Origin of the sequence: Shewanella aestuarii, assembly GCF_014647215.1 — a bacterium.
GTDB classification, from domain to species: Bacteria; Pseudomonadota; Gammaproteobacteria; order Enterobacterales; family Shewanellaceae; genus Shewanella; species Shewanella aestuarii.
Genome location: NZ_BMOT01000001.1, coordinates 228,185 through 254,145 on the forward strand (window position 1 = coordinate 228,185; position 25,961 = coordinate 254,145).

General features: G+C 39.1%; 24 protein-coding genes. 8 read left to right on the plus strand and 16 right to left on the minus strand.

Translation table 11 applies throughout. The features are described 5' to 3' along the window. Positions 1-2: 2 nt before the first annotated feature. The 5 genes from IEY03_RS01045 to ggt all read right to left on the minus strand — a co-directional run bounded on the left by IEY03_RS01045 (position 3) and on the right by ggt (position 8,527). Complete coding sequence (locus tag IEY03_RS01045) at positions 3-2,069, minus strand: bifunctional 2',3'-cyclic-nucleotide 2'-phosphodiesterase/3'-nucleotidase (RefSeq protein ID WP_188839484.1); 2,067 nt, start codon at positions 2,067-2,069, stop codon at positions 3-5. Between the two features lie 231 nt (positions 2,070-2,300). After that, the gene (locus IEY03_RS01050; protein ID WP_188839485.1) at positions 2,301-4,487 is read right to left on the minus strand and encodes a M3 family metallopeptidase; all 2,187 of its coding nucleotides are present in this window, start codon (positions 4,485-4,487) and stop codon (positions 2,301-2,303) included. A 161-nt stretch (positions 4,488-4,648) separates the two neighbouring features. Continuing rightward, on the minus strand, positions 4,649-5,044 hold the full coding sequence (locus IEY03_RS01055) for a type 2 periplasmic-binding domain-containing protein (RefSeq protein ID WP_188839486.1): 396 nt from the start codon (positions 5,042-5,044) through the stop codon (positions 4,649-4,651). Positions 5,045-5,059: 15 nt separating this feature from the next. Continuing rightward, the gene (locus IEY03_RS01060) at positions 5,060-6,235 is read right to left on the minus strand and encodes a hypothetical protein (protein WP_188839487.1); all 1,176 of its coding nucleotides are present in this window, start codon (positions 6,233-6,235) and stop codon (positions 5,060-5,062) included. 540 nt (positions 6,236-6,775) lie between these two features. Continuing rightward, entirely contained in the window at positions 6,776-8,527 is a 1,752-nt protein-coding gene (gene ggt / locus IEY03_RS01065) for a gamma-glutamyltransferase (RefSeq protein WP_346055529.1), read from the minus strand. 102 nt (positions 8,528-8,629) lie between these two features. On the opposite strand from ggt, the gene IEY03_RS01070 reads away from it, so the two are divergent. Next, a complete protein-coding gene (locus IEY03_RS01070; RefSeq protein ID WP_229778166.1) occupies positions 8,630-9,799 on the plus strand; it encodes a GNAT family N-acetyltransferase in 1,170 nt (389 codons plus the stop codon). 117 nt (positions 9,800-9,916) lie between these two features. On the opposite strand, the gene IEY03_RS01075 is transcribed toward IEY03_RS01070, so the two are convergent. The 3 genes from IEY03_RS01075 to IEY03_RS01085 all read right to left on the minus strand — a co-directional run bounded on the left by IEY03_RS01075 (position 9,917) and on the right by IEY03_RS01085 (position 12,886). Then, positions 9,917-10,534 (minus strand): LysE family translocator, encoded by a 618-nt coding sequence (locus IEY03_RS01075; protein ID WP_188839488.1) that lies wholly within the window; start codon positions 10,532-10,534, stop codon positions 9,917-9,919. 104 nt (positions 10,535-10,638) lie between these two features. Next, the gene (hppD, locus tag IEY03_RS01080) at positions 10,639-11,679 is read right to left on the minus strand and encodes a 4-hydroxyphenylpyruvate dioxygenase (protein WP_188839489.1); all 1,041 of its coding nucleotides are present in this window, start codon (positions 11,677-11,679) and stop codon (positions 10,639-10,641) included. Between the two features lie 46 nt (positions 11,680-11,725). Further along, positions 11,726-12,886 (minus strand): homogentisate 1,2-dioxygenase, encoded by a 1,161-nt coding sequence (locus IEY03_RS01085; protein ID WP_188839490.1) that lies wholly within the window; start codon positions 12,884-12,886, stop codon positions 11,726-11,728. Between the two features lie 231 nt (positions 12,887-13,117). Here IEY03_RS01085 and IEY03_RS01090 point away from each other — a divergent pair, with 231 nt between their 5' ends. Beyond that, positions 13,118-14,047 carry a LysR family transcriptional regulator gene (locus tag IEY03_RS01090; protein ID WP_188839491.1) on the plus strand — a complete coding sequence of 310 codons (930 nt, stop codon included), beginning with the start codon at positions 13,118-13,120 and terminating at the stop codon, positions 14,045-14,047. A 195-nt stretch (positions 14,048-14,242) separates the two neighbouring features. After that, positions 14,243-14,998 (plus strand): TIGR00266 family protein, encoded by a 756-nt coding sequence (locus tag IEY03_RS01095; RefSeq protein ID WP_188839492.1) that lies wholly within the window; start codon positions 14,243-14,245, stop codon positions 14,996-14,998. A 150-nt stretch (positions 14,999-15,148) separates the two neighbouring features. On the opposite strand, the gene IEY03_RS01100 is transcribed toward IEY03_RS01095, so the two are convergent. Beyond that, a complete protein-coding gene (locus IEY03_RS01100; RefSeq protein ID WP_188839493.1) occupies positions 15,149-15,610 on the minus strand; it encodes an EVE domain-containing protein in 462 nt (153 codons plus the stop codon). A gap of 155 nt (positions 15,611-15,765) precedes the next feature. Here IEY03_RS01100 and IEY03_RS01105 point away from each other — a divergent pair, with 155 nt between their 5' ends. Further along, entirely contained in the window at positions 15,766-16,533 is a 768-nt protein-coding gene (locus tag IEY03_RS01105; protein WP_188839494.1) for a substrate-binding periplasmic protein, read from the plus strand. Here IEY03_RS01105 and IEY03_RS01110 read toward each other — a convergent pair. Continuing rightward, complete coding sequence (locus IEY03_RS01110) at positions 16,530-16,943, minus strand: YccF domain-containing protein (protein WP_188839495.1); 414 nt, start codon at positions 16,941-16,943, stop codon at positions 16,530-16,532. The two genes, IEY03_RS01105 and IEY03_RS01110, sit on opposite strands and share 4 nt — an antisense overlap. A gap of 204 nt (positions 16,944-17,147) precedes the next feature. On the opposite strand from IEY03_RS01110, the gene IEY03_RS01115 reads away from it, so the two are divergent. Further along, positions 17,148-18,152, plus strand: coding sequence for a 1-aminocyclopropane-1-carboxylate deaminase/D-cysteine desulfhydrase (locus IEY03_RS01115; protein ID WP_188839496.1), 1,005 nt, complete (start codon positions 17,148-17,150; stop codon positions 18,150-18,152). An 866-nt stretch (positions 18,153-19,018) separates the two neighbouring features. Here the strand turns inward: IEY03_RS01115 and IEY03_RS01120 are convergent. The 4 genes from IEY03_RS01120 to IEY03_RS01135 all read right to left on the minus strand — a co-directional run bounded on the left by IEY03_RS01120 (position 19,019) and on the right by IEY03_RS01135 (position 21,646). Beyond that, positions 19,019-19,699 carry a ChrR family anti-sigma-E factor gene (locus tag IEY03_RS01120; RefSeq protein ID WP_188839497.1) on the minus strand — a complete coding sequence of 227 codons (681 nt, stop codon included), beginning with the start codon at positions 19,697-19,699 and terminating at the stop codon, positions 19,019-19,021. Continuing rightward, positions 19,692-20,342 carry a sigma-70 family RNA polymerase sigma factor gene (locus IEY03_RS01125; RefSeq protein WP_188839498.1) on the minus strand — a complete coding sequence of 217 codons (651 nt, stop codon included), beginning with the start codon at positions 20,340-20,342 and terminating at the stop codon, positions 19,692-19,694. The genes IEY03_RS01120 and IEY03_RS01125 overlap by 8 nt, the downstream gene beginning before the upstream one ends. Positions 20,343-20,471: 129 nt before the next feature. Further along, positions 20,472-21,056, minus strand: coding sequence for an LON peptidase substrate-binding domain-containing protein (locus tag IEY03_RS01130; protein ID WP_188839499.1), 585 nt, complete (start codon positions 21,054-21,056; stop codon positions 20,472-20,474). A 65-nt stretch (positions 21,057-21,121) separates the two neighbouring features. Beyond that, on the minus strand, positions 21,122-21,646 hold the full coding sequence (locus tag IEY03_RS01135) for a lipocalin family protein (RefSeq protein ID WP_188839500.1): 525 nt from the start codon (positions 21,644-21,646) through the stop codon (positions 21,122-21,124). A 193-nt stretch (positions 21,647-21,839) separates the two neighbouring features. Between IEY03_RS01135 and IEY03_RS01140 the strand changes: the two genes are divergently transcribed. Beyond that, the gene (locus tag IEY03_RS01140; RefSeq protein ID WP_188839501.1) at positions 21,840-22,778 is read left to right on the plus strand and encodes a chemotaxis protein CheV; all 939 of its coding nucleotides are present in this window, start codon (positions 21,840-21,842) and stop codon (positions 22,776-22,778) included. Positions 22,779-22,819: 41 nt separating this feature from the next. Here the strand turns inward: IEY03_RS01140 and IEY03_RS01145 are convergent, their stop codons facing one another. Together IEY03_RS01145 and IEY03_RS01150 are read right to left on the minus strand one after the other, a co-directional pair. Further along, positions 22,820-23,476 carry a hypothetical protein gene (locus tag IEY03_RS01145; protein ID WP_188839502.1) on the minus strand — a complete coding sequence of 219 codons (657 nt, stop codon included), beginning with the start codon at positions 23,474-23,476 and terminating at the stop codon, positions 22,820-22,822. An 85-nt stretch (positions 23,477-23,561) separates the two neighbouring features. Beyond that, positions 23,562-23,921, minus strand: coding sequence for a DUF2750 domain-containing protein (locus tag IEY03_RS01150; protein WP_188839503.1), 360 nt, complete (start codon positions 23,919-23,921; stop codon positions 23,562-23,564). A 280-nt stretch (positions 23,922-24,201) separates the two neighbouring features. Here IEY03_RS01150 and IEY03_RS01155 point away from each other — a divergent pair, with 280 nt between their 5' ends. Beyond that, entirely contained in the window at positions 24,202-25,350 is a 1,149-nt protein-coding gene (locus tag IEY03_RS01155; protein ID WP_188840014.1) for a lytic murein transglycosylase, read from the plus strand. A 90-nt stretch (positions 25,351-25,440) separates the two neighbouring features. Further along, complete coding sequence (locus tag IEY03_RS01160) at positions 25,441-25,923, plus strand: FKBP-type peptidyl-prolyl cis-trans isomerase (RefSeq protein ID WP_188839504.1); 483 nt, start codon at positions 25,441-25,443, stop codon at positions 25,921-25,923. Positions 25,924-25,961: the final 38 nt, after the last annotated feature.

Below are 25,961 nucleotides of genomic sequence, written 5' to 3' on the forward strand. Positions count from 1 at the left end.
AATTATCTAACTGGATCGTTTTGCAAATCAATATTATAAATTGCAAAACCGGCTATCGTACCTTCAACCTGTTTTTTGATCATTTTACGTTGCTGATTAGCTTGAATAAATGTGTCGGCTAAATCACTGTCTTGGGTCTCAAAGCGCACATCTAGTTGTATTGATGTGTTGATAGTTTTGAAATCCCAGTTGTAGTCAGCTGTCGGATTTACGGCTGAATTATATCCACCACTACCATCAGGTTGTGATTGCTCAGTGATATAGGCCGCTAAGGCCGCACGGTTTTCATCTGGAAGTTCTAGTATCACATGCTCCGGTCCGGTTCCCGCAAATGCACCGCCAAATGCTCGATAGTTATTCGAAGCAATAATAAACTCCATTGCGGCGAGTTCACTGCCTGTTATTGGATTTCCATCAAGATCAGTGTAGGTTAAATCAACAATGCGGCTAGCATCAGCATTAACCACTTTACAATTGCGATCGAATTTAGCGGGTTGTGTAACATCAATTTTGTAAGTCACGCCATCAATAGTGTCAAAATTATATGTTGGGTGGCCTGCACGATTGATTAAGTTTTGTGGTGCAGTTTTATTAGGATCAATTTGATTAAATTGATTTGCACTACACTCTAACCAATCTTTAAGCTCTGCACCATTAGCTTTGACTGCAACCATAGTATTTGGATACAAATACAAATCAGCAGCATTTTTATAGGTTAAATCGCCTTTTTCAACCATAACATATTGAGCAGCATCACCTTCAGAGTATCTTCCACCGGCTTTGAATGGGGCAGAGGCTGACAGTATTGGAAAATCTTTTAATTCAGGGGGTAATTTTGCCTTTACGTTAGCAATTTGGGCATCCGATACTATTTGTACCGTAGGATCGTCTTGTACCAATGATAGGAAGCTATACATATCACCGGTAGATTTACCTATTGGCTGGTTAACATAATCAAGTGTACCTTGGTGCTCTGCTGCAATGGCATCACGAATACTGTCTTCTCCAGTCACTAATGGCGTTTTATTAGCATTATCATAGATAGGGCGTGCCGCAGTTTGAGATTCCTCGTGGACAACAACCCACTGGTTATCTTGTTTACGTAATTTTAAATCAACAATACCTAAATTATCCCCCCAACGGCCAGGCATCACAGCTGGTACACCATTTAAGAGACCTTTTTCTACATCAGTATTTGGCAGATTTGCATAATTTGCATGTGGGAAAATTGAATGACTGTGACCAAACATAATCGCATCAATGCCATCTACATTGGTGAGTGCGAATGTTGCATTTTCAGCCCATGCATCGCCTGGGTTTTCAGGTGAGCCTATGCCTGAATGAGGTATAGCTATGATCACATCAGCACCTTTGGCTTTCATTTCGGGTACATATTTGTTTGCCGCTTGAGTAATGCCGATGGTTTCTACTTCACCTTCTAGGTTGGCTTTATCCCAGATCATGATCTGCGGTGGTACAAATCCGATATAACCTATATTAATGGTATGCTCATTCCCTTGGGTATCGACTACGACTTTTTCCTTTATTAGATACGGGCTGAACATCGGCTCTGAAAATTGAATATCATTCCAGCATCCGTCTTTATTTGCACAAATTACGTTGGCATTTATGTAAGGAAAATCCGCACCTTCAAGTGATTTTTCGAGGAAGTCTAAACCATAATTAAACTCATGATTACCAATATTGGCAACATCATAGTCCAGTGTATTCATCGCTTTGTAAGCTGGGTGAGTATCATCTACACCTACACTTGCCATGTAATCACCCATAGGGCTGCCTTGCAATAAATCGCCGTTATCAACTAACACAGAGTTGGTGACTTCAGCTCTTGCAGCATTAATCAAGCTGGCTGTGCGAGCTAAACCTATGGTTGGATCGTCTTTACCCGAATAATAGTTAAAGTCCATAATGTTAGTGTGAAGATCTGTGGTTTCCATTACGCGTAAATCCACTTCAACTAAATTGACACTATCATCATCGTTACTACCGCAAGCGGATAAACCGAGCGAGCTAGCGATAATAATCGCAAGTATTTTTTTGTTATGCATTGAAATATTTCCTGTTTGACCCCAGGGCGATGTTGCCCTTGCTTGAATAACAAACCTATGATTATGTTTTGGTTTTTAATTATTAAAGCGGGCAAATTATATCGAATTTCAATGAAGTAAATGTGACGTGAGCTGGCTTTTTGCTGTATCAATTTGTTACTGATGCATTTGCAAACAGTTAAAAAAAAGCATCACAAATGATGCGATGCTTTTTAAACCCATCAGTAAAGTTTAGTCTTTGTCTAATAAACCTCGAGAACGAAGTAGCGGTTCAATGCCAGCTTCTTTACCGCGAAATGCTTTGTAAAGCATCATAGGATCAGCACTACCGCCTGTTGATAAGATATATTGACGGAACTTATCTGCGGTTTGTTGATCAAAAATACCATTTTCTTTAAATGCTTCAAACGCATCAGCGCCTAAAATATCCGACCATAAATAACTATAGTAGCCAGCGGAATAACCCCCAGCAAAAATATGTGAGAAATAGCTACTACGGTAACGAGGGGCAATTTGAGGGATTAAACCCATTTTAGTTAACGAATTTTTCTCAAATTCAGCGGCATTATGAATGTCATTGTTTTTCAAGGTATGCCAATCTAAATCAAGATATGTCGCCGCCATATACTCAACGGTCGAAAATCCTTGATTGAATTGGCTTGCCGCTTGGATTTTGTCCACTAACTGTTGCGGAATAACTTCACCCGTTTGATAGTGTTTAGCGAATTGAGCCAAGACTTGAGGTTGAGTCATCCAGTTTTCCATAACTTGTGATGGAAATTCTACATAATCTCTTGGTACGTTAGTACCTGATTGAGAACGATATTTAACATTGGATAACAATCCGTGTAAAGCATGTCCGAATTCATGGAATAGGGTACTTGCCTCGTCAAAAGTTAATAAGGCCGGTTCACCTACCGCGGGACGTGGATAGTTTAATACGTTTACTATGATAGGTTTAGATTCCACACCATTCATCTTGTATTGTTGACGATAAGCATTCATCCAAGCTCCGCCACGTTTTGAACCGCGAACAAAGTAATCCCCCATAAAGATCCCGATTAAACTGCCATCTTTATCATAAACCTCCCAAGTGCGCACATCTGGGTGATATTTAGGTAAGTCGCTGCGCTCTTTAACTGTGATACCAAATAGACGGTTAGCTGTGTGGAAAACGCCATCAAGAGTGCTTTCTAATGAGAAGTAAGGCTTTGTTTGCTGTTCATTAAAGTCATATCTTGCTACTCGGATTTTATCTGAGTAATACCACCAATCCCATGCTTCAAGCTTGAAACCGCCATTTTCACTGTCAATCACTTTTTGTAAGTCGCCAGCTTCTGTTTTCGCTTGTTCTAAAGCAGCAGGCCAGACTTTATTTAAAAGGTTATAGACATTTTCAGGGGTTTTAGCTGTTCGATTTTCAAGTACAAAATGGGCGTGCGTTTCGTAGCCCATTAATTTTGCGCGCTCAGCACGTAAAGCTGCAATTTTAGCTAAGGTTGTTTTGTTGTCGTTAGCATTATCGTTATTGGCTTGTGAGATGTAGGCTTTGTATATTTTTTCACGTAACTGTCGATTATCTGCGTAGGTTAAAAAAGGTGTAATCGATGGGCGATGAATAGTGAATAACCATTTTCCATCATGACCGAATTTACTGGCTTTTTGAGCGGCGGTGTTAATCGCATCATCGGGTAAGCCGGCTAAATCTTTTTTGTTATCGATAATTAATTGAAAGGCGTTGTTCTCTGCCAGTACATTATCGCCAAAGACTAAGTTTAATTTACCAATTTGTTCGTTTAAATCACGCAGTTTTTGCTTGTCTTCAACCGACAAGTTTGCGCCACCACGGGTAAATGATTTATAGGTATCTTCCAATAACTTGGTTTCAGCCACATTCAAATTCAATGAGTCTTTTTGTAAATAAACAGTTTTTACACGTTGAAATAACTGATTATTGAGGAAAATATCATCGCTGGCAGAAGATAACATTGGCGAGACTGTTTTTGAGATCTCTTGTAATTCAGGATTGGTATGCGCGCCAGTGAGGTTATAAAACACACTGATAACCTTGGTAAGCAGATCTCCTGAAAACTCCATGGCCTCGATAGTGTTGGCAAAAGTAGCTGGTTGAGGATTCTGAGCAATTTTTTCTATTTGCAGCTTTTGTTCGGCAATGCCAGCCTCAAATGCGGGTAAGTAATGTTCCGGCAGGATTATATCAAAATCTGGGATACCAAAAAAAGTATCATACGGTTTGAAAAAAGGATTATTCGCTTGTGCAAAGACCGCTGTATTTTCAATGCTAGTGTTTGATTGTGTTGAATTTGTATCTAAGACTGGATCTTTAGTTGAACAGGCACTTAATGCAAATGCCAAAGAAACCACAGTTACAATTGGTTTGAGGGTGAATCCCTGCATTATTATTCCCTTCTATAATTTGAATTTATTTTCAGGGATTATTTTAAAGCTTTTAGAATTTTTTTGAGGTTTAGTTTGTAACAAAAAAAACGATGTAATACACAATTGCATTACATCGTTTAGAAATAAGGTCATATTAATATGACCTTAAGTCATCAAGATCAAGGTTTTAAAATGACTTTTACAGTGCCATCTACATCAGCTTCATCAATATAACCAATAGCATTTGGGTTTGAAGCAACAGCGGCTTTCATCGCAGCAGCCGATGCAACTGTCGCTGGTGGGTTACCTTTACCAGTAAACACCTGCTTAGACCAAAATGCTTTTAATTGTGCATCAGATTTACCTGTAACTGTGCTGTGAAACTCTGAGCGAGTACCATTACCTTCATCTAATTCATAGACAACTAAACTATTATCACCTTTGCCTAAAAATGCTTTTTTAGCATCAGACATCGACATATCACCAGCAGCATTGTTACCAATAACCACAACACCTGCAGAGGCCGTAAATGCAACACCTAAACTGAGCGCGAATACAGATAGTAATTTTTTCATATCATCGCTCCTTTTTTAAAATACTGCATCGAATTTGACGGTGTACACTAAAGTATCATCGAATTGGAATTGTTTAGTGAATGGATTGATCACAGGGTTAGTGTCTAAGCCTCCATGTGTGTCACCAAAGTCTGTTGCATAGGTTAAATCAAATTTTATTGCAACATTATCAATGGCATCCCATCGTAAACCCAAACTGTAAGCTGTACGTTTCTCATTTAAGCCAAGAGAAAGTGGTAGGGCTAATTGTGGTGGCAGATTAGAACGGACATCGTCATCAGTGGTTTTAACATAGGCAATAGTAGCATAGGGGGTAAACGACTTAATTCGATACCCAACCGTTAAATAACCTGATTCGTGGTCAGATAATAAACCATCAATTTCAACGGTAGTCCATTCAGCAACAGCAATAATAGAACCATTGTCGAAACTGCCACCCAAACCGTTGAATACAGCTTGTTCATTATCAATCATTAAACCATTGGCTTCGCCGTCTAAGTCGGTTTGACCATATACGGCTCGGAAAGTCCATGTAAGATCTGTCCAAGAAACATTGGCACCCATGATGTTTGATAAATCGAGATCGCTATTGGGAACGGTTGATTCACCACCAAAACCTTGTAGGGTTAATGTCGAATCTTCAAATTCAAAATCGTATGAAATATCACCACCTGTGTAGGATGAGAAAGGAACTTGGTCATAGACTTCAGTAGGTGGACGAGCAAATGGCTGTGCATAACCCACATCTAAGTAATCAGAATACATAAACAAGGGGACGCGCAGTTTACCACCACGAATTTTGGTTCCATTATCAAAACGATGAGATAAATAAGCCCATTCTGCTTCGACATCCCAATCATTTTCGCCTTTCATCATCAACTGTAAAACAGCCTGAGTCTGGTTACTGATATTGAAAGTACCTTGAAAACCAATTTTGCTGTCTTGAGAAAAGTCAGCGCTAGAAGAGGCTCCGTTATAACCAGCATCATTATCAGAGCTGATGTAAGCACCACTGATAAAGCCGTTAAAGTTAAACTTTTCGGTTAAACTTTTGGTTTGTTGAGCTTGTAAAGCCTGAACTTGTTGCTCTAGTTTTGCTACTTTTGCATCGGTAGCTTCATCTGCAAACGCTGCAGCTGGTACTAATGCAATAGAAATCGCTATCGGGAGCGCTTTCACGTTAAAGTGCATAGGGGTTACTCCTTTATCATCACTCAAAGTGCCCAAAGGGCTTATTTTTATGTTTAGCTATACTTATATAGCTAATTTTTTGATAACTCACCAATTTATTAGCGAGTTAATGGAACTTTTTATTCACAAATTGATTCGCTTTTATCTAACATTTAATCAAACTATTCATGCCGCATTGATAGTCAACCTAATAGTAAGTTTTTGTAAATAATTGATTAATTTTAATTGTTAGTCAGTATTGTTTACTAAATTGTGGGCAATGTAATGCTGATGCCGACATTTTAGAAGTCATGAAAATATACGTGCACTTTTTTATCGACCAATTAGTGTATTTACTTTAATTGTAATTAACAAAAATAACACTTAATTAATATTCATTATGTTGGCAGATGATTTAGCAAGGAGACATTTACGCTGGTTAACACAAGAGGGATCACTTTTGAAATATAGCGGATTGTATATACTGGGCTAGCCATTTTACCTGAGATATGATGTCAGAGAGTATCTAGATAAACACTCTCTGACATTTTATTTCAAGGCTTAGTAACCTGATGCCGCAGAACCGGCTCTTCGAGGGTCGGATGAGCCATATTTTCCTTGTTCTGTCATCATAATAGATTGGGTGCTACCAATAGATTGTTGCACTTTCACCTTATGACCTTTGGCCTCAAGTAAGTCGATTGTGTCTTGATTTAAACTACGCTCAACCCATAAATAGTCAGGTAACCATTGATGGTGCACTCTTGCTGCAGCACTGGCTTCTGCAATGTTTAGTTGATGGTCAATCACATTCATAATGATCTGTAATGTTATATTAATAATTCTTGACCCTCCTGGACTACCTGTCACTAAAAAGGGTTTACCGTCTTTCATCACTATGGTTGGGCTCATGGAGCTAAGTGGGCGTTTATTCCCCTTAACCGAGTTAGCTTCCCCACCAATAAGGCCGTAACCATTGGGTACACCTGGCTTAACCGAAAAGTCGTCCATTTCATTATTGAGTAAAATTCCAGTGCCTTTGGCAACCAGCCCTGAACCATAACTAAAGTTAAGTGTGTAAGTGTTAGAAACCGCGTTGCCCCACTTATCAACTACTGAGTAATGGGTGGTTTGTGGACTTTCAACTCCATTGATTTTACCGGGCTTAATTTCGCTACTCGGGGTGGTTTTATTCAAGGCTATCTTGTTTGCTATGTTATGGGCATAGTCTTTGTTAATCAGGTTTTTGATGGGGACATCGACAAAATCTGGATCACCTAAAAACTCACTGCGGTCGGCATAGGCATATTTCATTGACTCAGCCATAACATGTAATGTTTGCGCGGTATTATGGCCAAATTTATCAATCGGGAATTGTTCCAACACATTAAGCATTTCAATGATGTGAAGCCCACCTGATGATGGCGGCGGCATAGATACTACCTCATAACCTCGATAAGTACCGCGAATAGGTTCTCGCTCAATGACCTTGTAATTTGCGAGATCCGTGAGCGTCATGACTCCACCTGCTTGCTGAACAGATGCCACAATTTTCTCGGCCGTTTCACCTTGGTAAAATCCTTTACTTCCAAGCTTTGAAATCAGTGATAAAGAATGGGCCAATTCAGGTTGAAGTAATTTATCACCGACCTCAAAATTGCTGCCATCTGGACGGTAAAAAATAGCTGTTGAACTTGGCCATTGGGAGATCCTATTTTTAGTGCCGGCCAACGAATTGGCAAGATCCGATGTTATCTCAATGCCATTTTTAGCCAGTTCTATAGCCGGAGCAACAATTTGCTGTAATGACATGGTGCCATATTGCTTTAACGCCAGTTCCATTCCCATAACGGTTCCAGGAACCCCAACGGCTAAACCGTGTTCTCGACTTAATTTATCAACAGCATTGCCTTTTTCATCAAGAAAAATATCTTTGTGTGCTTTACCGGGTGCGGTTTCGCGATAATCAATGGCTATGGTTTTGTTATCTTTTGCAATGTGAACGAGCATGAAACCACCGCCGCCAATATTACCCGCTCGTGGCAGGGTAACCGCAAGTGCAAAACCGACAGCGACAGCAGCATCAATGGCATTACCACCTTGCTTAAGGATATCAACACCAATTTGACTTGCGATAGCTTCTTGACTCACAACCATGCCATTTTTAGCAAAAATCGGCTGGGCCGTTGCCATTTCACTAAAGATGGAATCTTCGTTAGCGGCGACATGCGAAGGGTAAAAACTGGCTGTGGTAAAACTCAAACCTATAACAGCTGTCAGTAATAATGGGCTAAATTGGGTTGTTGGATACACGGGTAATCCTTAAGACGTTGCTTAGATAATTCGACTGTGCCATAGCTACAATAAAATTGGTATGCTGTAGCGGCAAATTGGTTAAAAAATAGGAGAAAAGCATTGCAGCAAGTATTTAACATAGCTGAAATCCATAATATTGATGAGATTGGTATAGCGCATTGGCAGCAATGTTTTAGCGATGATAACCCTTTTACTCGGTTTGAGTTTTTACAAGGGCTAGAAAGGACAGGTTGTGTGGGAGGCGCTTCGGGATGGAAGGTGAGTCATCTTGTTATCAAAGATGAAGTAACCCATAAAATTTGTGCCATTATGCCTATGTATGACAAAACCCATTCATGGGGTGAATATGTATTTGATTGGGCGTGGGCAGAAGCGTATGCGCGAAATCAACTTGATTACTATCCCAAATTAGTTACCAGCGTGCCTTTTATTCCAGCCACAGGGCAACGATTTGGCTTTCACATTGACGTACCTCAATCGGCTCGAAAAACAATATTGATTGCTATTTGTGAATACCTTGAGCAAAAAATGCTTAAACACCATTATTCATCTTGGCATGGCTTGTTTATCAATCATGACGAACAGGCGTTATGGCCGCAAAGTATTGGCATCACCCGAAAAGGTACTCAGTTTCATTGGCTTAACAAAGGGTATAAGAGTTTTGATGATTTTCTAGCTTCGATGACATCCAGAAAACGTAAAAATATCAATAAAGAGCGGCAAACGTTAGCAGCACAACATTTGAATTATACGTTTGTCTCAGGTGATGATGCTACCCTGGCACAGTGGCATCACTTTATACAATGTTATCAGTTAACCTATCAAAAACGTTCTGGGCATCAAGGATATTTAAATGAGGCGTTCTTTTTGGGGTTACGCCAATCGATGGGAGAAGTGATTCGATTATTGATTGTGACCGATAGCCATCAACAAATGCTTGCAGCAGCGTTATTTTTTGTGTCTAAAAGCCACTTATATGGTCGTTATTGGGGCACATTGGTTGAGGTTGATGGGCTACATTTTGAAACTTGTTATTATCAGGGAATAGATTATGCCATTAACCACAAGTTGTCAGTATTTGACGCCGGAGCACAGGGCGAACACAAAGTTGCAAGAGGATTTGAGCCCATAGCGACTTACTCAAAACACCTTGTTGCTCATTCAGGTTTTAATGAGGCAATTGGTCATTACTGTCAGCAAGAACAACAAAATATCACCCTATATATGTCACAAATTGCTCAGCAATTGCCCTTTAAAAATAAAGCTTAACGTCAGGAGAATAATTCTTTAAAAGGTGAGTGCAGTACATACCGTAGTGAACCGCAACAAAGGTCGATGAATAAAGTTTCAAAACTTATGTCATAGTTATAAAAAGAGTTAAAGCCATTAACCCAATGCCAGCCATATTCCAACCGATATCATTAAACTGCCCGCGATACGATTCATCCAGCGGATGTTATTCCCTCTAGATAAAAATAAACGCAGGCTTTTGCCTCCACTTGCATAAGCGAGCATAGACAAGGATTCGGTAACCATTATGATGCTGAGTAACACCAATAACTGCGGTGCTACTGGCTTATCAACACTGATAAATGGCGGCAATAAAGAAATCATGAATGCCCAACCTTTTGGGTTAGCTATTGCCGTAATGAATCCTTGGCTGATTAAACTGAACCTGCTGCTATTCACTTGCTGACCTTCTATCACGGCCATTCTGCCTCTAGCGCGCCACATATTTATACCGATATAACAAAGATAAGCACCACCAATCCACTTCAAAATATCAAACACCTGTGGATAGTTAAGCATAATACTGGCTACGCCTAATACAGCCGCTATGGCTACAATGGCCACGCCAACTAATTCACCTATCATCATCCATAAAGTACGGCGCACACCAATACTCATGCCCAACGTCATAGCTAACGTCATGCACATACCTGGGGTGATAGAGACAAAAAAGAAAGTCGGAATAAACACAGCGAGCAAAGCTAAATCAGGCATAAATACGGTCTAAGTTATAAAGTAAGATGTGAGTGTAATCGCCTATATAAACAAAAACCAGCACATGGCTGGTTTTTGTAAAACGTAGCATCGTTTTGATGAGCTTATAGCACACCACGACGAACTTGATCACGTTCGATAGATTCAAATAACGCTTTAAAGTTACCTTCGCCAAAGCCTAGGTTATTCTTACGTTGAATGATTTCGATAAAAATAGGCCCAAATAGATTTTTAGTGAAGATTTGCAATAAGTAACCTTCATCATCACCATCAACTAAAATCTGATGATGCTTGATACGTTCGCGATCTTCAGTCACTTGAGGTAATTTATCGAAAATCGTGTCGTAGTATTCAGGAATGATATCTAAGGTTTTAATTGCAGTGCCTTCCATAGCATCTAAAGATGCCACAATGTCGCGGCTTCTGAAGGCTAAATGTTGAACACCAGGACCATTATATTCGCCTAAGTATTCATCAATTTGGTTATTGTTGTTGCCTTTACCTTCATTGATTGGAATGCAGAAACTGCCATCCGGTGAACGTAGTGCATAGGATACTAATGCTGTTTGTGCACCGCTGATGTCAAAGTAACGGACTTCAGTGAAACCAAAAATATCTTTGTAGAAGTTAGCCCATTTATCCATAGTGCCTTTATAGACATTGTTGGTTAAGTGGTCGACTTCCATAAACCCTTTTTCAGGTGTAATAATAGGCTCTTCTAAGTCAACAAAATCAGTAGCATAAATATTATTATCTGCACCAAAGGTATCGATAAAATAGATCAGACTGTCGCCAATGCCATAAATAGCAGGGTAGGCCATGTCTTTTTCTGATTCTGCAGCAGGCTTTGCACCACGTTCAACAGCCAGTTTAAATGCTAACTGTGCATCTTCGACTCTCCAACCCATTGAACAAATTGCTGGGCCGTGTGACTTGGCAAATTCAGCTGAGAATCCAGCACGACTTTTGTTCAATAAAAAGTTAATGTCGTTTTGCTTGTAATAAGTGATGTCGTGATCTTTGGCTTTCTTTAACATAGAAAAACCAAAATCAATAAACACTTGATGCATGAAATCGGTATCTGGACTGGCAAATTCGGTAAATTCGATGCCTAAAAGTCCCAGTGGGTTTTGTTCGCTTGCCATGTTGTTATTCCTCGTTATATTTTCAACTCGCATTTACGCTGGTTATTTAGTTTTCTAACCAAGAGCGGTTGTAGTCTTCACTCATGCAACTTTTAACATGGGAAGTAAGATTAAGTGGGGCGAAGGTATCGACCATCACTGCGTATTCGTATGTGTCTTTCTTGCCGATAGAAGCTTCTGTTCGACCCGGCTGTGGTCCATGCGGCACACCTTTTTGATGTAAGGTCATAAAACCAGCTTCAATACCTGTTCTACTCATAAAATCACCATCGACATAATATAAGACTTCATCGCTGTCGATATTATTGTGGTAATAAGGTGCAGGAATTGACTTCGGATGGAAGTCATATGGACGCGGTACAAAGTTGCACACCACAAAATTATGCGCCGTAAACACTAAATGATCTGAAGGTGGTAAATGGATTTTACCTACTTTGGGTGCATACTCTTCGATATTAAATGCCCATGGATAAACACAGCCATCCCAACCTACAAGATCAAATGGATGCCATTCCAAAGTCATTTGCTGATATTTATCACCAAACTTACACACCAAAGGAAATTCACCTTTTTCAACAATGGCGTTGGCTAATTCTGGAACGCGAATATCACGCTCACAATATGGCGCTGATTCAAGTAATTGACCATATTCATTACGGAAATGTTTAGGGACTTCCACCATTGAAAATGACTCAATGACAAACAAACGCACATTGCTGTAATCATTGAAGGTTAATTGATAGGTAGTACCACGAGGGATCACCAAGTAATCCCATTTCTTCACCTCAATAACGCCATATTCGCTGAGTAACTGGCCTTCACCTTCATGAACGAATACCACTTCGTCAGCATAAGCGTTGCGATAAAATTCATCAGTACTATCGGTCACTTTTGCCGTGTAGAGAGCCACATCACTGTTATAGAATATTTTGTTACGGCTACTAAAAAAATTGCCTTCACAGTCTGCAATGCGCGAGTCTAACTTATAATTTTGAATCAGTGAATCTTGCCACTCTTGACCATGATCTACAGCATACGGCACCACATTAATCGCTTTAGTCGGCATATTGTGATGGTATTTATTGGAATAAATGTTTGAGAAACCATGGGTTGAGAATAATTCTTCACGGTAAAGCTCGCCATTGTCTTTTTCGAATGCGATATGGCGCTTTGTAGGGATCTCGCCTTGTTTTACATAAAATGGCATAACAGCTTCCTTAATCCGTTTGTACAACGTTCCAATCTCATCTAACGCATGATTAGCGAAAATAATGTGATCTATGTTGCATAGATTCATTCAATTTAGTTGCTCGGATGAACAAAAAAAAGAATAATAAACCGCTAGACTCAATCAAATTATTAGATTGTATTTAAATTGGTACAGCTGTGGCAGCTATTCGGTACAAAAAATGAATTTTCATCGAAAAAGGAAGGTTTTATGCGCATAGATGTAGATGCATTTAAGGTTTTACAGGTATTAGTCGAAGAAGGTAGTTTTGCTAAAGCGTCTGAAAAACTGCATAAAGCGCAGTCTGCGGTCAGTTATCAGGTTAAAAAATTGGAGCAGCATTTAGGCGTGAGTCTTTTTAATCGTGATCAGTATCGTGCAGAATTAACCCCTGAGGGACGAGTGATCCTGGCTGAAGGGCAGCGCTTGCTTCAACATTTGGCCAATATCGAGCATCTTGCCAGTCGCTTTAGTGAGGGCTGGGAGCCAAAGTTAGAGTTGGTCATTGATGGCGCATTGCCTATGGAGCCCATCATGACAGCATTGAAGCGCATGGCCGAGCATAAAGTACCTACTAAAATACAATTGAATATGGAGTTTTTGGGGGGAGTACAACATAGGTTTGAGCGCGATAATGCTGATTTAATGTTAGTAAAAGACTATCTCGCTGGCCCCAATTACCATCCCAAAGCATTGCCGACGATTACCAGTATTTTGGTTGCTAGCCGACATCATCCTCTTGTCACTGTTAACAATGTCAGTTTGACTGAGCTGCAACAACACGTAGAGTTGACGATTCAAGATTCTTCTCCGCAAAGATTAATTCGTGATGAAATGCAATTTGGTGGAGATAAAGTCTTTTATTTATCGGGGTTCATTATGAAAAAAAATGCCCTGTTAAAAGGACTTGGTTTTGGTTGGATGCCAGAGTTTTTAATTCAAGAGGAGTTACATGCATCTGAGTTAAAGCCAGTTGATTTTGTTGGTGGTAACCGATTTAGTTTTACGCCACAGTTAGTGTCAACACTGGAACGACCATTAGGTCGAGCCGGGCAGTTATTTACTGAGTTGATCCTTGATGAGTTCACTCGCTTTGAGTTTCAGGGTTCTAAAGAGTTTAATACAACAGGCTTAGGATGATTGAGATAAAGTCTTATTCAAATGGATTCAATGCCAAAGGTAAAATCAACCTAATTAACCGTGCAAATGCTTGCAGAAAGTTTATCAACAAGCTTTGAGCGTACGGATCTGAAATACAACGCTTGACATATTATGTCGACAACTTTAAGTTGTTTAGACAATCGATTTAGTCATCTTATGTTAAAGGAGTGACCAATGAGTAAGCAGTGCCATGAAGTGGATTTTGAAATCATCGGCTCAAGTATGCAGTTAGTTGAGATTGAACTCGATCCTCAAGAAACTGTTATTGCTGAAGCAGGTGCGATGAATTACATGGAACAGGATATAGCCTTCGAAGCAAAAATGGGTGATGGCTCAGAACCTGAGTCCGGATTTTTTGGAAAAATACTCGGTGCAGGTAAACGTGCCTTAACTGGTGAAAGTATTTTTATGACTCACTTTACAAATGAGGGCCAAAGAAAACGCAAAGTTGCTTTCGCAGCACCTTATCCTGGTAGTGTACTGGCAGTTGATTTATCAAAACACCAAGGTGAAATTATTTGCCAAAAGGACAGTTTTTTAGCTGCGGCATTAGGCACTAATGTCACAATGAAATTTAATCGTCGATTAGGCGCCGGATTTTTTGGTGGTGAAGGTTTTATACTGCAAAGCTTAAAGGGCGACGGTATGGTGTTTATTCATGCTGGCGGCACCTTGATTAAAAAAGAATTAAAAGGAGAAGTGTTGCGTGTAGATACGGGCTGTTTAGTGGGATTTTCACCTGGAATTGATTATGACATTCAACGTGCTGGCTCATTGAAATCTATGGTCTTTGGTGGTGAGGGGCTGTTTTTAGCCACGTTACAAGGTCACGGAACTGTTTGGCTACAATCATTACCTTTCTCGCGTATGGCCGATCGAATTATTGCTCATGCACCTTCAAAAGGTGGGATAACACAAGGCGAACAGTAATCTGCATTTATCCTATTACTGCTAAGGACTTGTTTAATAACTACTCATATGACTGACATTATGATAAGTCATATGAGTTGTTTTTTAACGATTTATAGCATCTTTTGCTCTCAAGTCGCTATTAATTTAATGCCTCATAGATTTAAAAGTTTATCGACTTAAAGACATAATATGATCAAATTCATCTGCTGTTACTGGCTGCACACTTAACCTAGCTCCTTTTGCCACTAATACCATATTAGTTAACTGAGGATCGGCTTTAAGCTGTTTTAGGGTTATTGGGTGCTCAAATTTGGCCATAAAATGTAATTCAACTTGAATCCATTTGGGATTGTTTAATGTAGATTTTGCATCAAAATATGCCGAAGCTTCATCAAACGCACTTATATCTATCGATGCAGCTTGGCTTATTTCTGCCAAACCTACTATTGCGGGTTCTTTACAGCTTGAGTGATAGAAAAACACTAAATCATTTTGCTTTACACCATCACGCAAAAAGTTCCTCGCTTGATAGTTACGAATTCCTTGCCAAGCGGTTTTTTGATGTTTACTCGATTTTAAGTCATCAATACTAAATTCATCAGGCTCTGACTTCATCAACCAATAATTCATAAATTTCACCAAAAAATGAGTCTGTACTATGCTTAAGGTATTAGTACTTTATATCTGCTTTGAGTAACTGACTATAAAAAGTTATCTGTTGCAGTTTTATAAATGTTTTTATGATTATATCACTGAGCCATCAAAGATATGTTACTAAGGAAGCAATGGTTTTATTCCACAGTCTAAACAAACTTGCTTTTAGAGCATGTATCATCTTAGCGCTGTTTCCGCATTCGGTAACGGCTGATACGCTTGAGCTTTCAACACTTGAGTGGCCGCCGTTCACTGGAGTGAATCTAATTGAAAATGGCGTCACTAGTCAGATTGTGCAGCAGGCACTTAGTTATGAGGGCCATGACTTAAAGGTGACGGTATTGCCTTGGAACCGGGCAATTAGAGTCGCGAAAAAGGGGGGCAATAGTGGTTATTTTCCCGAGTATATTAATGCCACCAACGATTTTATATTTTCAAACTCACTTGGTAATAGTCCAATAGGCTTATTAGAGCGGAAAAATAATCCAATAAAATGGGATATCGTATCAGATTTAAACAAATATACCCTTGGCGTCGTGAAGGGGTATGTTAATACCGAAGAAATAGACAAAATGATTGTAAATGGACAGCAACCTTTTGAAGCCGCAAGTGATGAACGGCAAAATATTCTAAAATTAGCTGCTGGTAGAATTGATGCCATAGTGATTGATTACAATGTCTATCAATATCTTCAACATGAGCCTAAGATTGCAGATATTGCCGATTTACTTCAAATGAATACAAAGCCGTTAGAGCTAAAAAGTTTACATATTGCCTTTAGCAAAACTCGCAAAGGCCGTGAATGGTTGGACATTATTAATAGAGGCTTATCTCAGTTTGATGCGCAACAGATGATGGATGCTTACCTGATAGAATCAAGTAAGCATCAAAACCATTAATATTGTTCATTAGGAACAACTGTTTGACCAATAGGGGTTAAACTTAACAAAGCCAGCTTTAGGTGCTGAATACCAAATGGAATACCAATAATGGTAATAAAACAAGCTAAGGCGTGGGTTAGATGACCGATGGCTAACCAAATTCCGAAGAATAAGAACCAAATAATATTACCAACCATTCCCATAGTGCCAGTGCCTAAATCATGCTCACCAGTCAAATGCCTTCTATTAACGGTTTGCTGACCAAAAGGCCAAAATGCCATTTCACCTATCACGAAACAAGCACGACCAAATGGAATACCAATAATACTGATAAAACACAATATTCCTGCCAACCACCAAGCGAGTCCCATCACAAAACCACCTAGTACAAACCATGCAATATTAAATATCAGCCTAAAAATAGCCATGTTAGTTCCTTTTTACAGTTTCAATTCAATCAATGTTTATTGAAAGCAGTAATTGTGCCAATATTTAAGCGATTGATATTATGGTTATATTAGTATTTCTCTAACTCTAGTCAGCCAAATGAAATGAGCAATTAGACTAAATATGGCGGTTTTTAACTAAAGTTAGCTACAATGTCGTTATTGATGACACCATGATTGAAATTGATGCTAACTAACAGCCGCACAGACGTAATGTACTTTACTGGAAGACAAGTACATATTAAACGAGATGATTTGCTGCATGCAGATTTTAGTGGCAATAAAGCCCGCAAATTTTATCATTTTTTAATTAATGATTTTCCAGGTGTTTCTCATATCGTGGGCTCAGGTTCCGCGCAGGCAAATTCATTATATTCTCTGTCGGTTTTGGCAAAAATAAAGGGCTGGAAATTAGATTATTATGTGAGTCATATTGCTGATTATTTAAAGCAACAGTTGAGCTTGTCGTCAGGGATCAGATCTAATTATTCTCAAGCAATTAAAAATGGTGCTAATGTCATTGAAATTGATTGGTCTTCAAATCGGTATCATGCCTGTCATCATTTAGATGATGCCATTAATGTATTGAAACAAGATTGTCTTAGAAAAAGTAACTTTCAAGAAACCTTATTTATTCCTGAAGGCGGGCGTTGTGAATATGCTAAAACGGGGATTTATATACTAGGTAAAGAAATAGTAAATTGGGCCATTTCTCAAGGTATTAATAAGCTATCAATATTTTTACCATCAGGAACAGGTACTACAGCTTTATATTTGCAAGAGTACTTTGTCACACAAGCACAGAAAACCACTTTAGATATTCAGGTGTTAACCTGTAGCACTGTTGGAGGTGATAGTTACTTAATAAGTCAATTTAATGAGTTATCTTCAAATAGTCAACTTCACCCCCAAATAATAAGTGATGGTAATAAATACCATTTCGGCAAGCTTTATCTTTCATTATTTCAACTATGGCAACAGGTATTAGATTCAAGCGGAATAGAATTTGATTTACTTTATGATCCCATTGGATTAAATGTGCTTAAACACGCTATTGAGTCTGGGGAGCTAAAAGACCGTGAAATACTTTACATCCATCAAGGTGGCTTATTAGGCAATGCGACAATGTTGCCCAGATACTTGAGAAAGCAGGCCTTAACTAAAAATGATTCAGTAAAGATAAATAGGTAAGGTTGTGATTTGCAGTGTTTTTGACTGGAATGGAATAGTGTATCGAATTAGAGATATTTATCAGTTTGCTCTGTTGTTAATAAACGTACGGTAAATGAGAGGAGAATACCGTTAGCCAAGTTTATTAAATAACAGAGCAAATGATGTACGCAAAGCGTAGAGGTTTACTTATTAGAACTGATTAACCATTTCATAAAATTCAACGCTTCGATGCGTTTTGAAAAGGTTGTTTTGTTTTTACCTTGTGAATCAGTAAAAGCAATTGAATTCTTATTTGATGAAATAGAATTAACTGGGAAGTTAACTGTAATTTCGTGTCCATTAAATTGGTATGACATTATCATACTCCTTCTATTATAATTTTCTCACCCTTGGGTGATGTAAGTTTTAACAATAAAATTCCTTAACATTTTTCGTGTTGCGAAAGATTTAAGTTAGCTTAGTTAACTTACCCTATCAATCCTACACTAATCAAGTATTTATATGAGTAATCTGAGGGTTTAATCATAATTTTAGATTAAATATAGTTCATCATTTTACTCAAATAGTTAACATTTATAAAAAAGTTAACTACTTGATTGGACTAGTTGACCATAGGTTTATGACAAGCGAATGACAAAAATAACACTAATAGTTAAATATATTTTTATATTTAATCTTCACAGCAAAAGTATTTTTGTAGCTTGTGATGGTTTACGAAAGGAAGTTGAGCAGACTCACGATAGGTAAACAAAATAAACAAGGTAATTAAACTTTCGCAAGCATATACTGAGTTTGTATGGTTGGCAACAAATATTTATAATTTATTTATTGCCAACACTTTGCAGTTAAAATATTTACCTATATTAGCCAAAGAAACAACCTAGTTAGTAAAGTAACTCACCAATAGGGTTTAGTAACTTACTGAATCCTTTCGTAAAATATAATGGCGCATCGACTATTGTATAACATAGGCAACCAGTCATTGTTTTTGGTGAATGCTGATGATTTTCATCTAGTAGCATGAAATCACCGGGTCTGTAGGTATTATATTCATCACTGAATTCACCTGCTAGTAGTAGGGTAAGTTCTGAACCTTTGTGTGTGTGTTCAGGGATCTCGCCTTGTGGTGCAATGTGCAACAAGCTTGCTCTTGCGTGTTCCTCACCAGTATTGAGACGTAACCGACTCACTTTACCAATGCCTTGCCACTGTGCATTGATTTGATGTCTAAATGCACGGGGTAAGGGATAAGATTGGTCTTTGACTGTGACTTCTGTTACCCCTTCATTGACGGGTGCTGCGGGTTTAGCATCCAGCTCATCTAAGGTGTTTTGCATCATCTGCGCTAACAAGAAAGACATTTTTGAGTCTAAATCAACACTAATATTTGGCTCGACATGATTATCAAATACATCAGCAGATTCAGATGCAGTCATAAGGTTCAGTTTATGCTGACATGTGCCACACAGTTCCGCGTGGGCTGATATTGCCAAAGACATAGATAAAGGAAGCTCACCTTTAATGTGGAGAGACAATAATTCTTGTTGTGGATGGTACTTAATCATAATGTTTCTCCATAAATCCCTTTAACTTTTCTAAGCCTAATCTTAATCGTGATTTGACTGTGCCTATGGGGATGTCGAGTTTGTCAGCGAGTTCTTGTTGGGTCATTTCCTGCATATAAATACCTTGCACAATTTGTCTTTGTAGTGGAGGTAGTTCATCTACATGACGAAGTAGTGTGCCAGACAATTTGAAATCATCTTCGTTACTTTCGGCATCGTCCGACTCAAAAAGAGGCCAGATATCGTCACCGAAAGAATCTTCTTTGTTGTGCTGAACTTTACGAAGCATGTCGAAGCACTGATTTCGCATTACCGTGAACACCCAAGTACTGACAGCAGCTTTATCTTCACTGTATAAATGAGCTTTTGTCCAAACACGTGTCATGGTTTCTTGCACTAAATCCATTGCAAGGCCTTGTTGATGCAATCTTTGATTACCAAATGCGCTTATCTTTGGGCCGAAATGGTTGAACAGTTTGGCGAAAGATACTTTACAGCGTAAGTTGGCTACCTTAAGCATTAACTCTGCTAATTGTTCTGCATCGAGTTCATTTTTATTAGACAATTGTATTGCACCGTTATTTTTAGCAAGTCTTGCTTTATCATAACGATTTTGCGCAGTTTGTGATTGAAAATTTTCCATTATCTTCACTCGCGTCGTATTATTTGCCGATAGTGAACATATATACGTCGTTCAAAAATAATCAGATCACTTTTTATGGGTTATTTTTTCTGTAAACCTTAAACAGTTAACTTTAGCTTGGGATTGGAGTTACTTGATGATATTGCTTAGGTAATCCTGGGCCATTTTATGGTCATGATTATTGATGCAATGGTACTTTTCCGCGGCACTTAAAGGAATTATCTCTAACCATCGCTGGCATACCCATGAAATATCGTTAAAGTGTTCATTTTGGTATTGGGCCAGATGTTCAGGATATTGGTTTAAAATATCTCGCAAGGTATCACTGAGCATTTTTTCAGTTGTCTGATTTTGATTGCTTTTTTTACATTCGGTTAAGCTAATAACTGATTTTGGCCAATCATCTATTATCTCTATTGTGCCTCGCTTTAATCCGTCAGCTTCTATGATAAAATCTTTTAAATGGAATTTTTTCTCGCCCTCAATACTGATCCCAAGAAGACCATCATCTAAGGTTTCAAAGTCGATAATTTTACATAGCGTGCCAATTGGTAGCATTTGTTTTTTGTCATCGCTTAACATACATAAACCAAAGCCACTGTTTGTTTTAAGTGATTCAGTGACTAGGCGTTTATACCTAGGTTCAAATATTCGTAGTTGACTGAAACCATGGGGCAACAGGCACATCGACAATGGGAATAGTGGGATAATCATAATTCGCCTTATATCATTCAATTGCATTAATAATTAATACGAATTGATGGTGATGTTTGATCACATTATCCCTGTTGATTTACCCATATGATATTGCTAGTTAGTATGCCTAATTTCTCCATTTTCATGACAAATCTTTGTTTCGTTTCAGGGGCAATTTGTTTGTTACGGGACAGAATCCATGCATAGCTATTATCGGGTCCGATAACCAATGCGTCTGTATATAGTCCATTGGCATCTTGGGTGGCATCATGAATTTGATACGCGCCGTAAAATGGGCCAAAAAAAGATACTTTTAATAAGCCTTTGTCACTGCCCTCAATAAAATAGGCTTTGCCATTCGCTTCTTTCCAAACTTGTTTATCTACATAGTAACCACGGTTTGTGACGATCACTTTGTCGCCATCTAATTGATAACTTGCGGTAACCTTATCCATGCCTCTTTCGAATGAATGATCTAATCTAGCGATTTCATACCAAGTACCAAGGTAATTATTAATTGTAAAATTATCTACAACGTCCACTTTTTCATCAATCATGGTGCAAGAGGTTAAAGATAATGCTGTGAGTAAAGTCAGTATGAGTCGCATATATGCCCCGTGAAACAATTAATGGTCTTAGAAAACTAAGCTAATATTATACTTTACGTATAAAATTGCCTTGTAGATCTTAGTTAGATGAGATTGCTACCCATGTTTTTATTTGTTTTTTGTTTATAATAGTCATTAGACGCGTGCTGACTAATGCTTGATGGATAATATTTAAAGATTGGTGGTAAGTTTAATGAAGAAAATGCTCGATACAGTAGATCAACGTACCAATCTAGTAGGTGAAAACCGGCTGGAGTTACTCCTTTTTCGCATCAATTCCACTCAACTATTTGCTATTAACGTTTTTAAAGTCAAAGAAGTTGTTAAAGTTCCGCCTTTGAGTGCCATGCCAGGTAGTAATCACAGTATCGCAGGTGTCGCTAATATCAGGGGCACGTCTATACCTGTGATCAATTTACGTGGTGCTATTGGTTTCTCTCCTTTACCTATTACCGACGATTGCAATCTGATCATCACAGAATACAACCGCAGTATTCAAGGGTTCTTGGTTGGAAAAGTTGAGCATATTGTTAACATGACCTGGGGGGATATTATGCCCCCGCCAAAAACCGCAGGCAAAAATAATTATTTAACGGCTATCACCCGCCTTGAAGATCAAGGGCAGTCTCATTTAGTGTCCATTATTGATGTAGAAAAGGTATTAGCTGAAATTATTAATTATGACATCCGCTTATCAGAAGGGGTGTTAGATGAGGCATTAGCGCCGGAAATGCCAGGCCGTAAAATATTAATTGTTGATGACTCAAGTACTGCCAGAAAACAGGTGAGAGAGACATTAGGACAATTAGGCATTGAGATCATTGAAGCGTCCGACGGTTTACAGGCGTTGAATTTGCTTAAATCCTGGGCCAATGAGGGCAAAAATGTTGCTACTGAATTATTAATGATGATAACAGATGCTGAAATGCCCGAGATGGATGGTTACAAACTCACGGCAGAAGTGCGCTCAGACCCACGGATGGCATCATTATTTATCACACTCAATACTTCATTAAGTGGCAGCTTTAATAATGCCATGGTCGAAAAAGTGGGTTGTGATGCGTTTATCTCTAAGTTTCAGCCTGATTTACTGGTGACCGAAGTTCAAAATAGGTTAAGAGACATTCTGTAATAATGTTAAAGCCTGATTTTAAGCCGAATTTATTACTTTAACTATATGTCTAAATCCTCAATGAGTTCATTGAGGATTTTTTGTTGCATCGATTTGGTGATCCCAATATTAAGTCTGGCAAGCTTAATTGCATGAGCAAACTGATCTTTCCCCAATAAGGTCACTAACTGCTGAAGGAATGTGGCATCTAAAGCCAAGACTTCACTGTAATGTTTTATCCCTTGGTTAAGATTATTAAATTGCAGACTATCAAATTCAAACCTCAATGTGTTACTACCCGCAAATAATGGATCCTCGTCAAATTGAAGCCCATCAATACTCAGTATCCAGCCAGGGGCATTAATCCTTTTTTGAGCAATTTGGTACATCATCCAGGCACTTTTCTTGAAACCACCAAAAATCTTACATTCAAATTCAGAATCTTCAAGTTCTTGTTCGGTCCAATTGATACCAATTGCGAGGTCTTTACTGTAACGCTGCATTAATTGATCTTTAACCGCTTCTCGACATTCCCAAATAGAGGTCAATAATTGTTTTTTTGCGAGTAATGAACATTCTTTGCAGGCTGGTACGGTTAACGATGGGTGAGGGGTATGGGCCATACGCCAATAGGATAATTCGGCGTTGCAAGGCTCATCACAAAACCAGCACATATGGCGTTTTTCAAAAGGAATATCTACGGTTATTGGACTTGTCATTAAAAGCGGCTTAGTAGTGGAGGGACGTTAACGCGCTGAGCGATACAACTAAACTCATTCGAACTCAACGCGCTATTGCTCAGCGTTATTCTTTTTCGATATCAACTAAGCTTTTAGCCAGTACAATAGGGTCGATTTCAAGACATTCTTGATCGCTTTCCCAATCAACACCTACTAATACACCATCGTCGTTTAAATCGCTCACCCAATACTCAAGGAAGTCAATCAGCGTAATGCTAACCGCCTTATATTCAGACCATTCTTCAGTACAATGAATTTTTGCCGCTGACTCTGATGACCAAAGTGGCATAACGTCAGTATCTTCATATTCTGACGAATCACACACAACCCATCCTTCACCAGTTTCGTCTTGAAGGCCCCAAACGATTTGGTGTTCTTTTACACTTTCGATGAAGCTTGTTAACGCTGGGCTTAGTTCGGACATGATTATTCTCTTTAATTGGAATTAAAAACGTTTTCATTATACTGAATACCCGTCGTAGCTCAAGGTAGGATTAAGAAATGACGTCTGCATTGTTTATTAACACACCTTTTAACACAAAATCAGCCTTTTTATGGTGATAACCCTCTTGTGAAGTTGAGGCTGATCAGTCACGATTATCCCATACTAACTTTCGTGATTAATTGGGTGCATTTTGAGTCGTAAACGCGTTTATTTATCCATTCCAGCCTTATTGTTCAGTATCAGTTTTCCTCATCAGGTTATGGCTAACGAAGATTTTGCCCAATGTGTGAGTCAATTACAGGTAACTGCAAAGCAAAAGGGGATCTCTCAGCAAACAATTGACTCTACAGTGGCAAACCTATCTTTCGTGCCTAAAGTCATTGAGCTTGATAATCAGCAACCTGAATTTACCACTACCTTTAAAGATTATTATGGTAAACGGGTCACCGATTGGCGAATCAAAGAAGGGCGAAAACTGTTTGCCAAGCATCGTAAGTTGTTAAATCAATTAACGGCACAATACGGTGTACCAGGCCAATATATTGTTGCTTTTTGGGGACTTGAAACCAATTACGGTAGCTATAAAGGTAAGATGTCGGTGCTAAACTCGTTGGCAACGCTTGCCTGTGATCCTAGGCGCAGTGAGTATTTCACTCAGGAGTTAATGCAAGCATTAACGCTAAAAGAGCGATACCAATTTGTTGATGAAGACATGGTTGGCTCATGGGCTGGGGCGATGGGACACACCCAATTTATGCCAACTAACTATCTTAAATATGCCGTTGATGGTGATGGTGATGGTAGAGCGGATTTATGGAACAGCACAGCTGATGCGTTAACTTCAGCCGCGAATTTTTTACAGCAACTTGGCTGGCAAGCCACCGAACGTTGGGGCCGTGAAGTCAAGCTGCCCTCCAATTATGATTTTGCGTATATGGGCAGTAAAGACAGCCAACCTTTAGCAAAGTGGGCAGCGTTAGGTGTTAAACAAGCTAATGGAAAACCACTATCCACACCTGATATGAAAGCCGCTTTATATGTACCCGCGGGACATACAGGACCTGCCTTTTTAGGCTATGAAAACTTCAATGTCATTATGCGCTGGAATCGCTCTGAATTTTACGCCGTGTCAGTTGGCCAACTTGCGGATCAAATTAATGGTGGCAGTGGTATTGTTAAAGCCTTACCTAATCACCCGCGCTTAAATCGTGAAATGGTCAGCGCACTGCAGCAAAAATTACTGGATGCAGGTTTTGATGTTGGCAAACCAGATGGTATTCTAGGCCGTAACTCAGTAACAGGGCTACAAGCATACCAACGTCAACAAGGCTTGATTGCAGATGGTTACCCAGATAATGCCACCTTCGAAAGATTAGGGATTAGCTTAAACAAATTGCCGACACAATAAGCATTTGTTAAGCTCTTGCGACTTTTTATTGCTTAGTACAGATTATTAGCACTGTATTCAGCAACACCAATTAAATTTAAAGGATAAGCAATGAGCATTAATGACAATATGGTTGTGCAGTTTAATTACACTCTGCGCGATGAAAAAGGCGAAGTGCTTGAGTCAAACGAAGGCCGCGATCCTATTGCGTACCTTCATGGCAATGACAACATGATGCCTGGTATTGAAGATGCCATTACCGGTAAAGCTGTGGGTGATAAGTTCACCGTTACGCCACCAGCAGCAGATACCTACGGAGAGCGCCAAGAAGGTGCTGAGCAACGTGTATCTGTGAAACATTTAGTTGGCGCTAAAGTGTGGAAACCGGGTATGGCAGCGGTTATCAATACAGATCAAGGCCAACGTCAAGTCACCATTTTGAAAGTCGGTAAGTTTATGGCAACTGTAGATGTAAACCATCCATTAGCTGGCCGAGAACTTACATTCGATATTGAAGTGGTTAGTGCTCGTGATGCAACTGATGAAGAAATTGCTCACGGTCATGCGCATGGTGTTGGTGGTCACCACCACTAGTCAGATATCTTTTACACTCCATCCGTGAATAGGGTGGA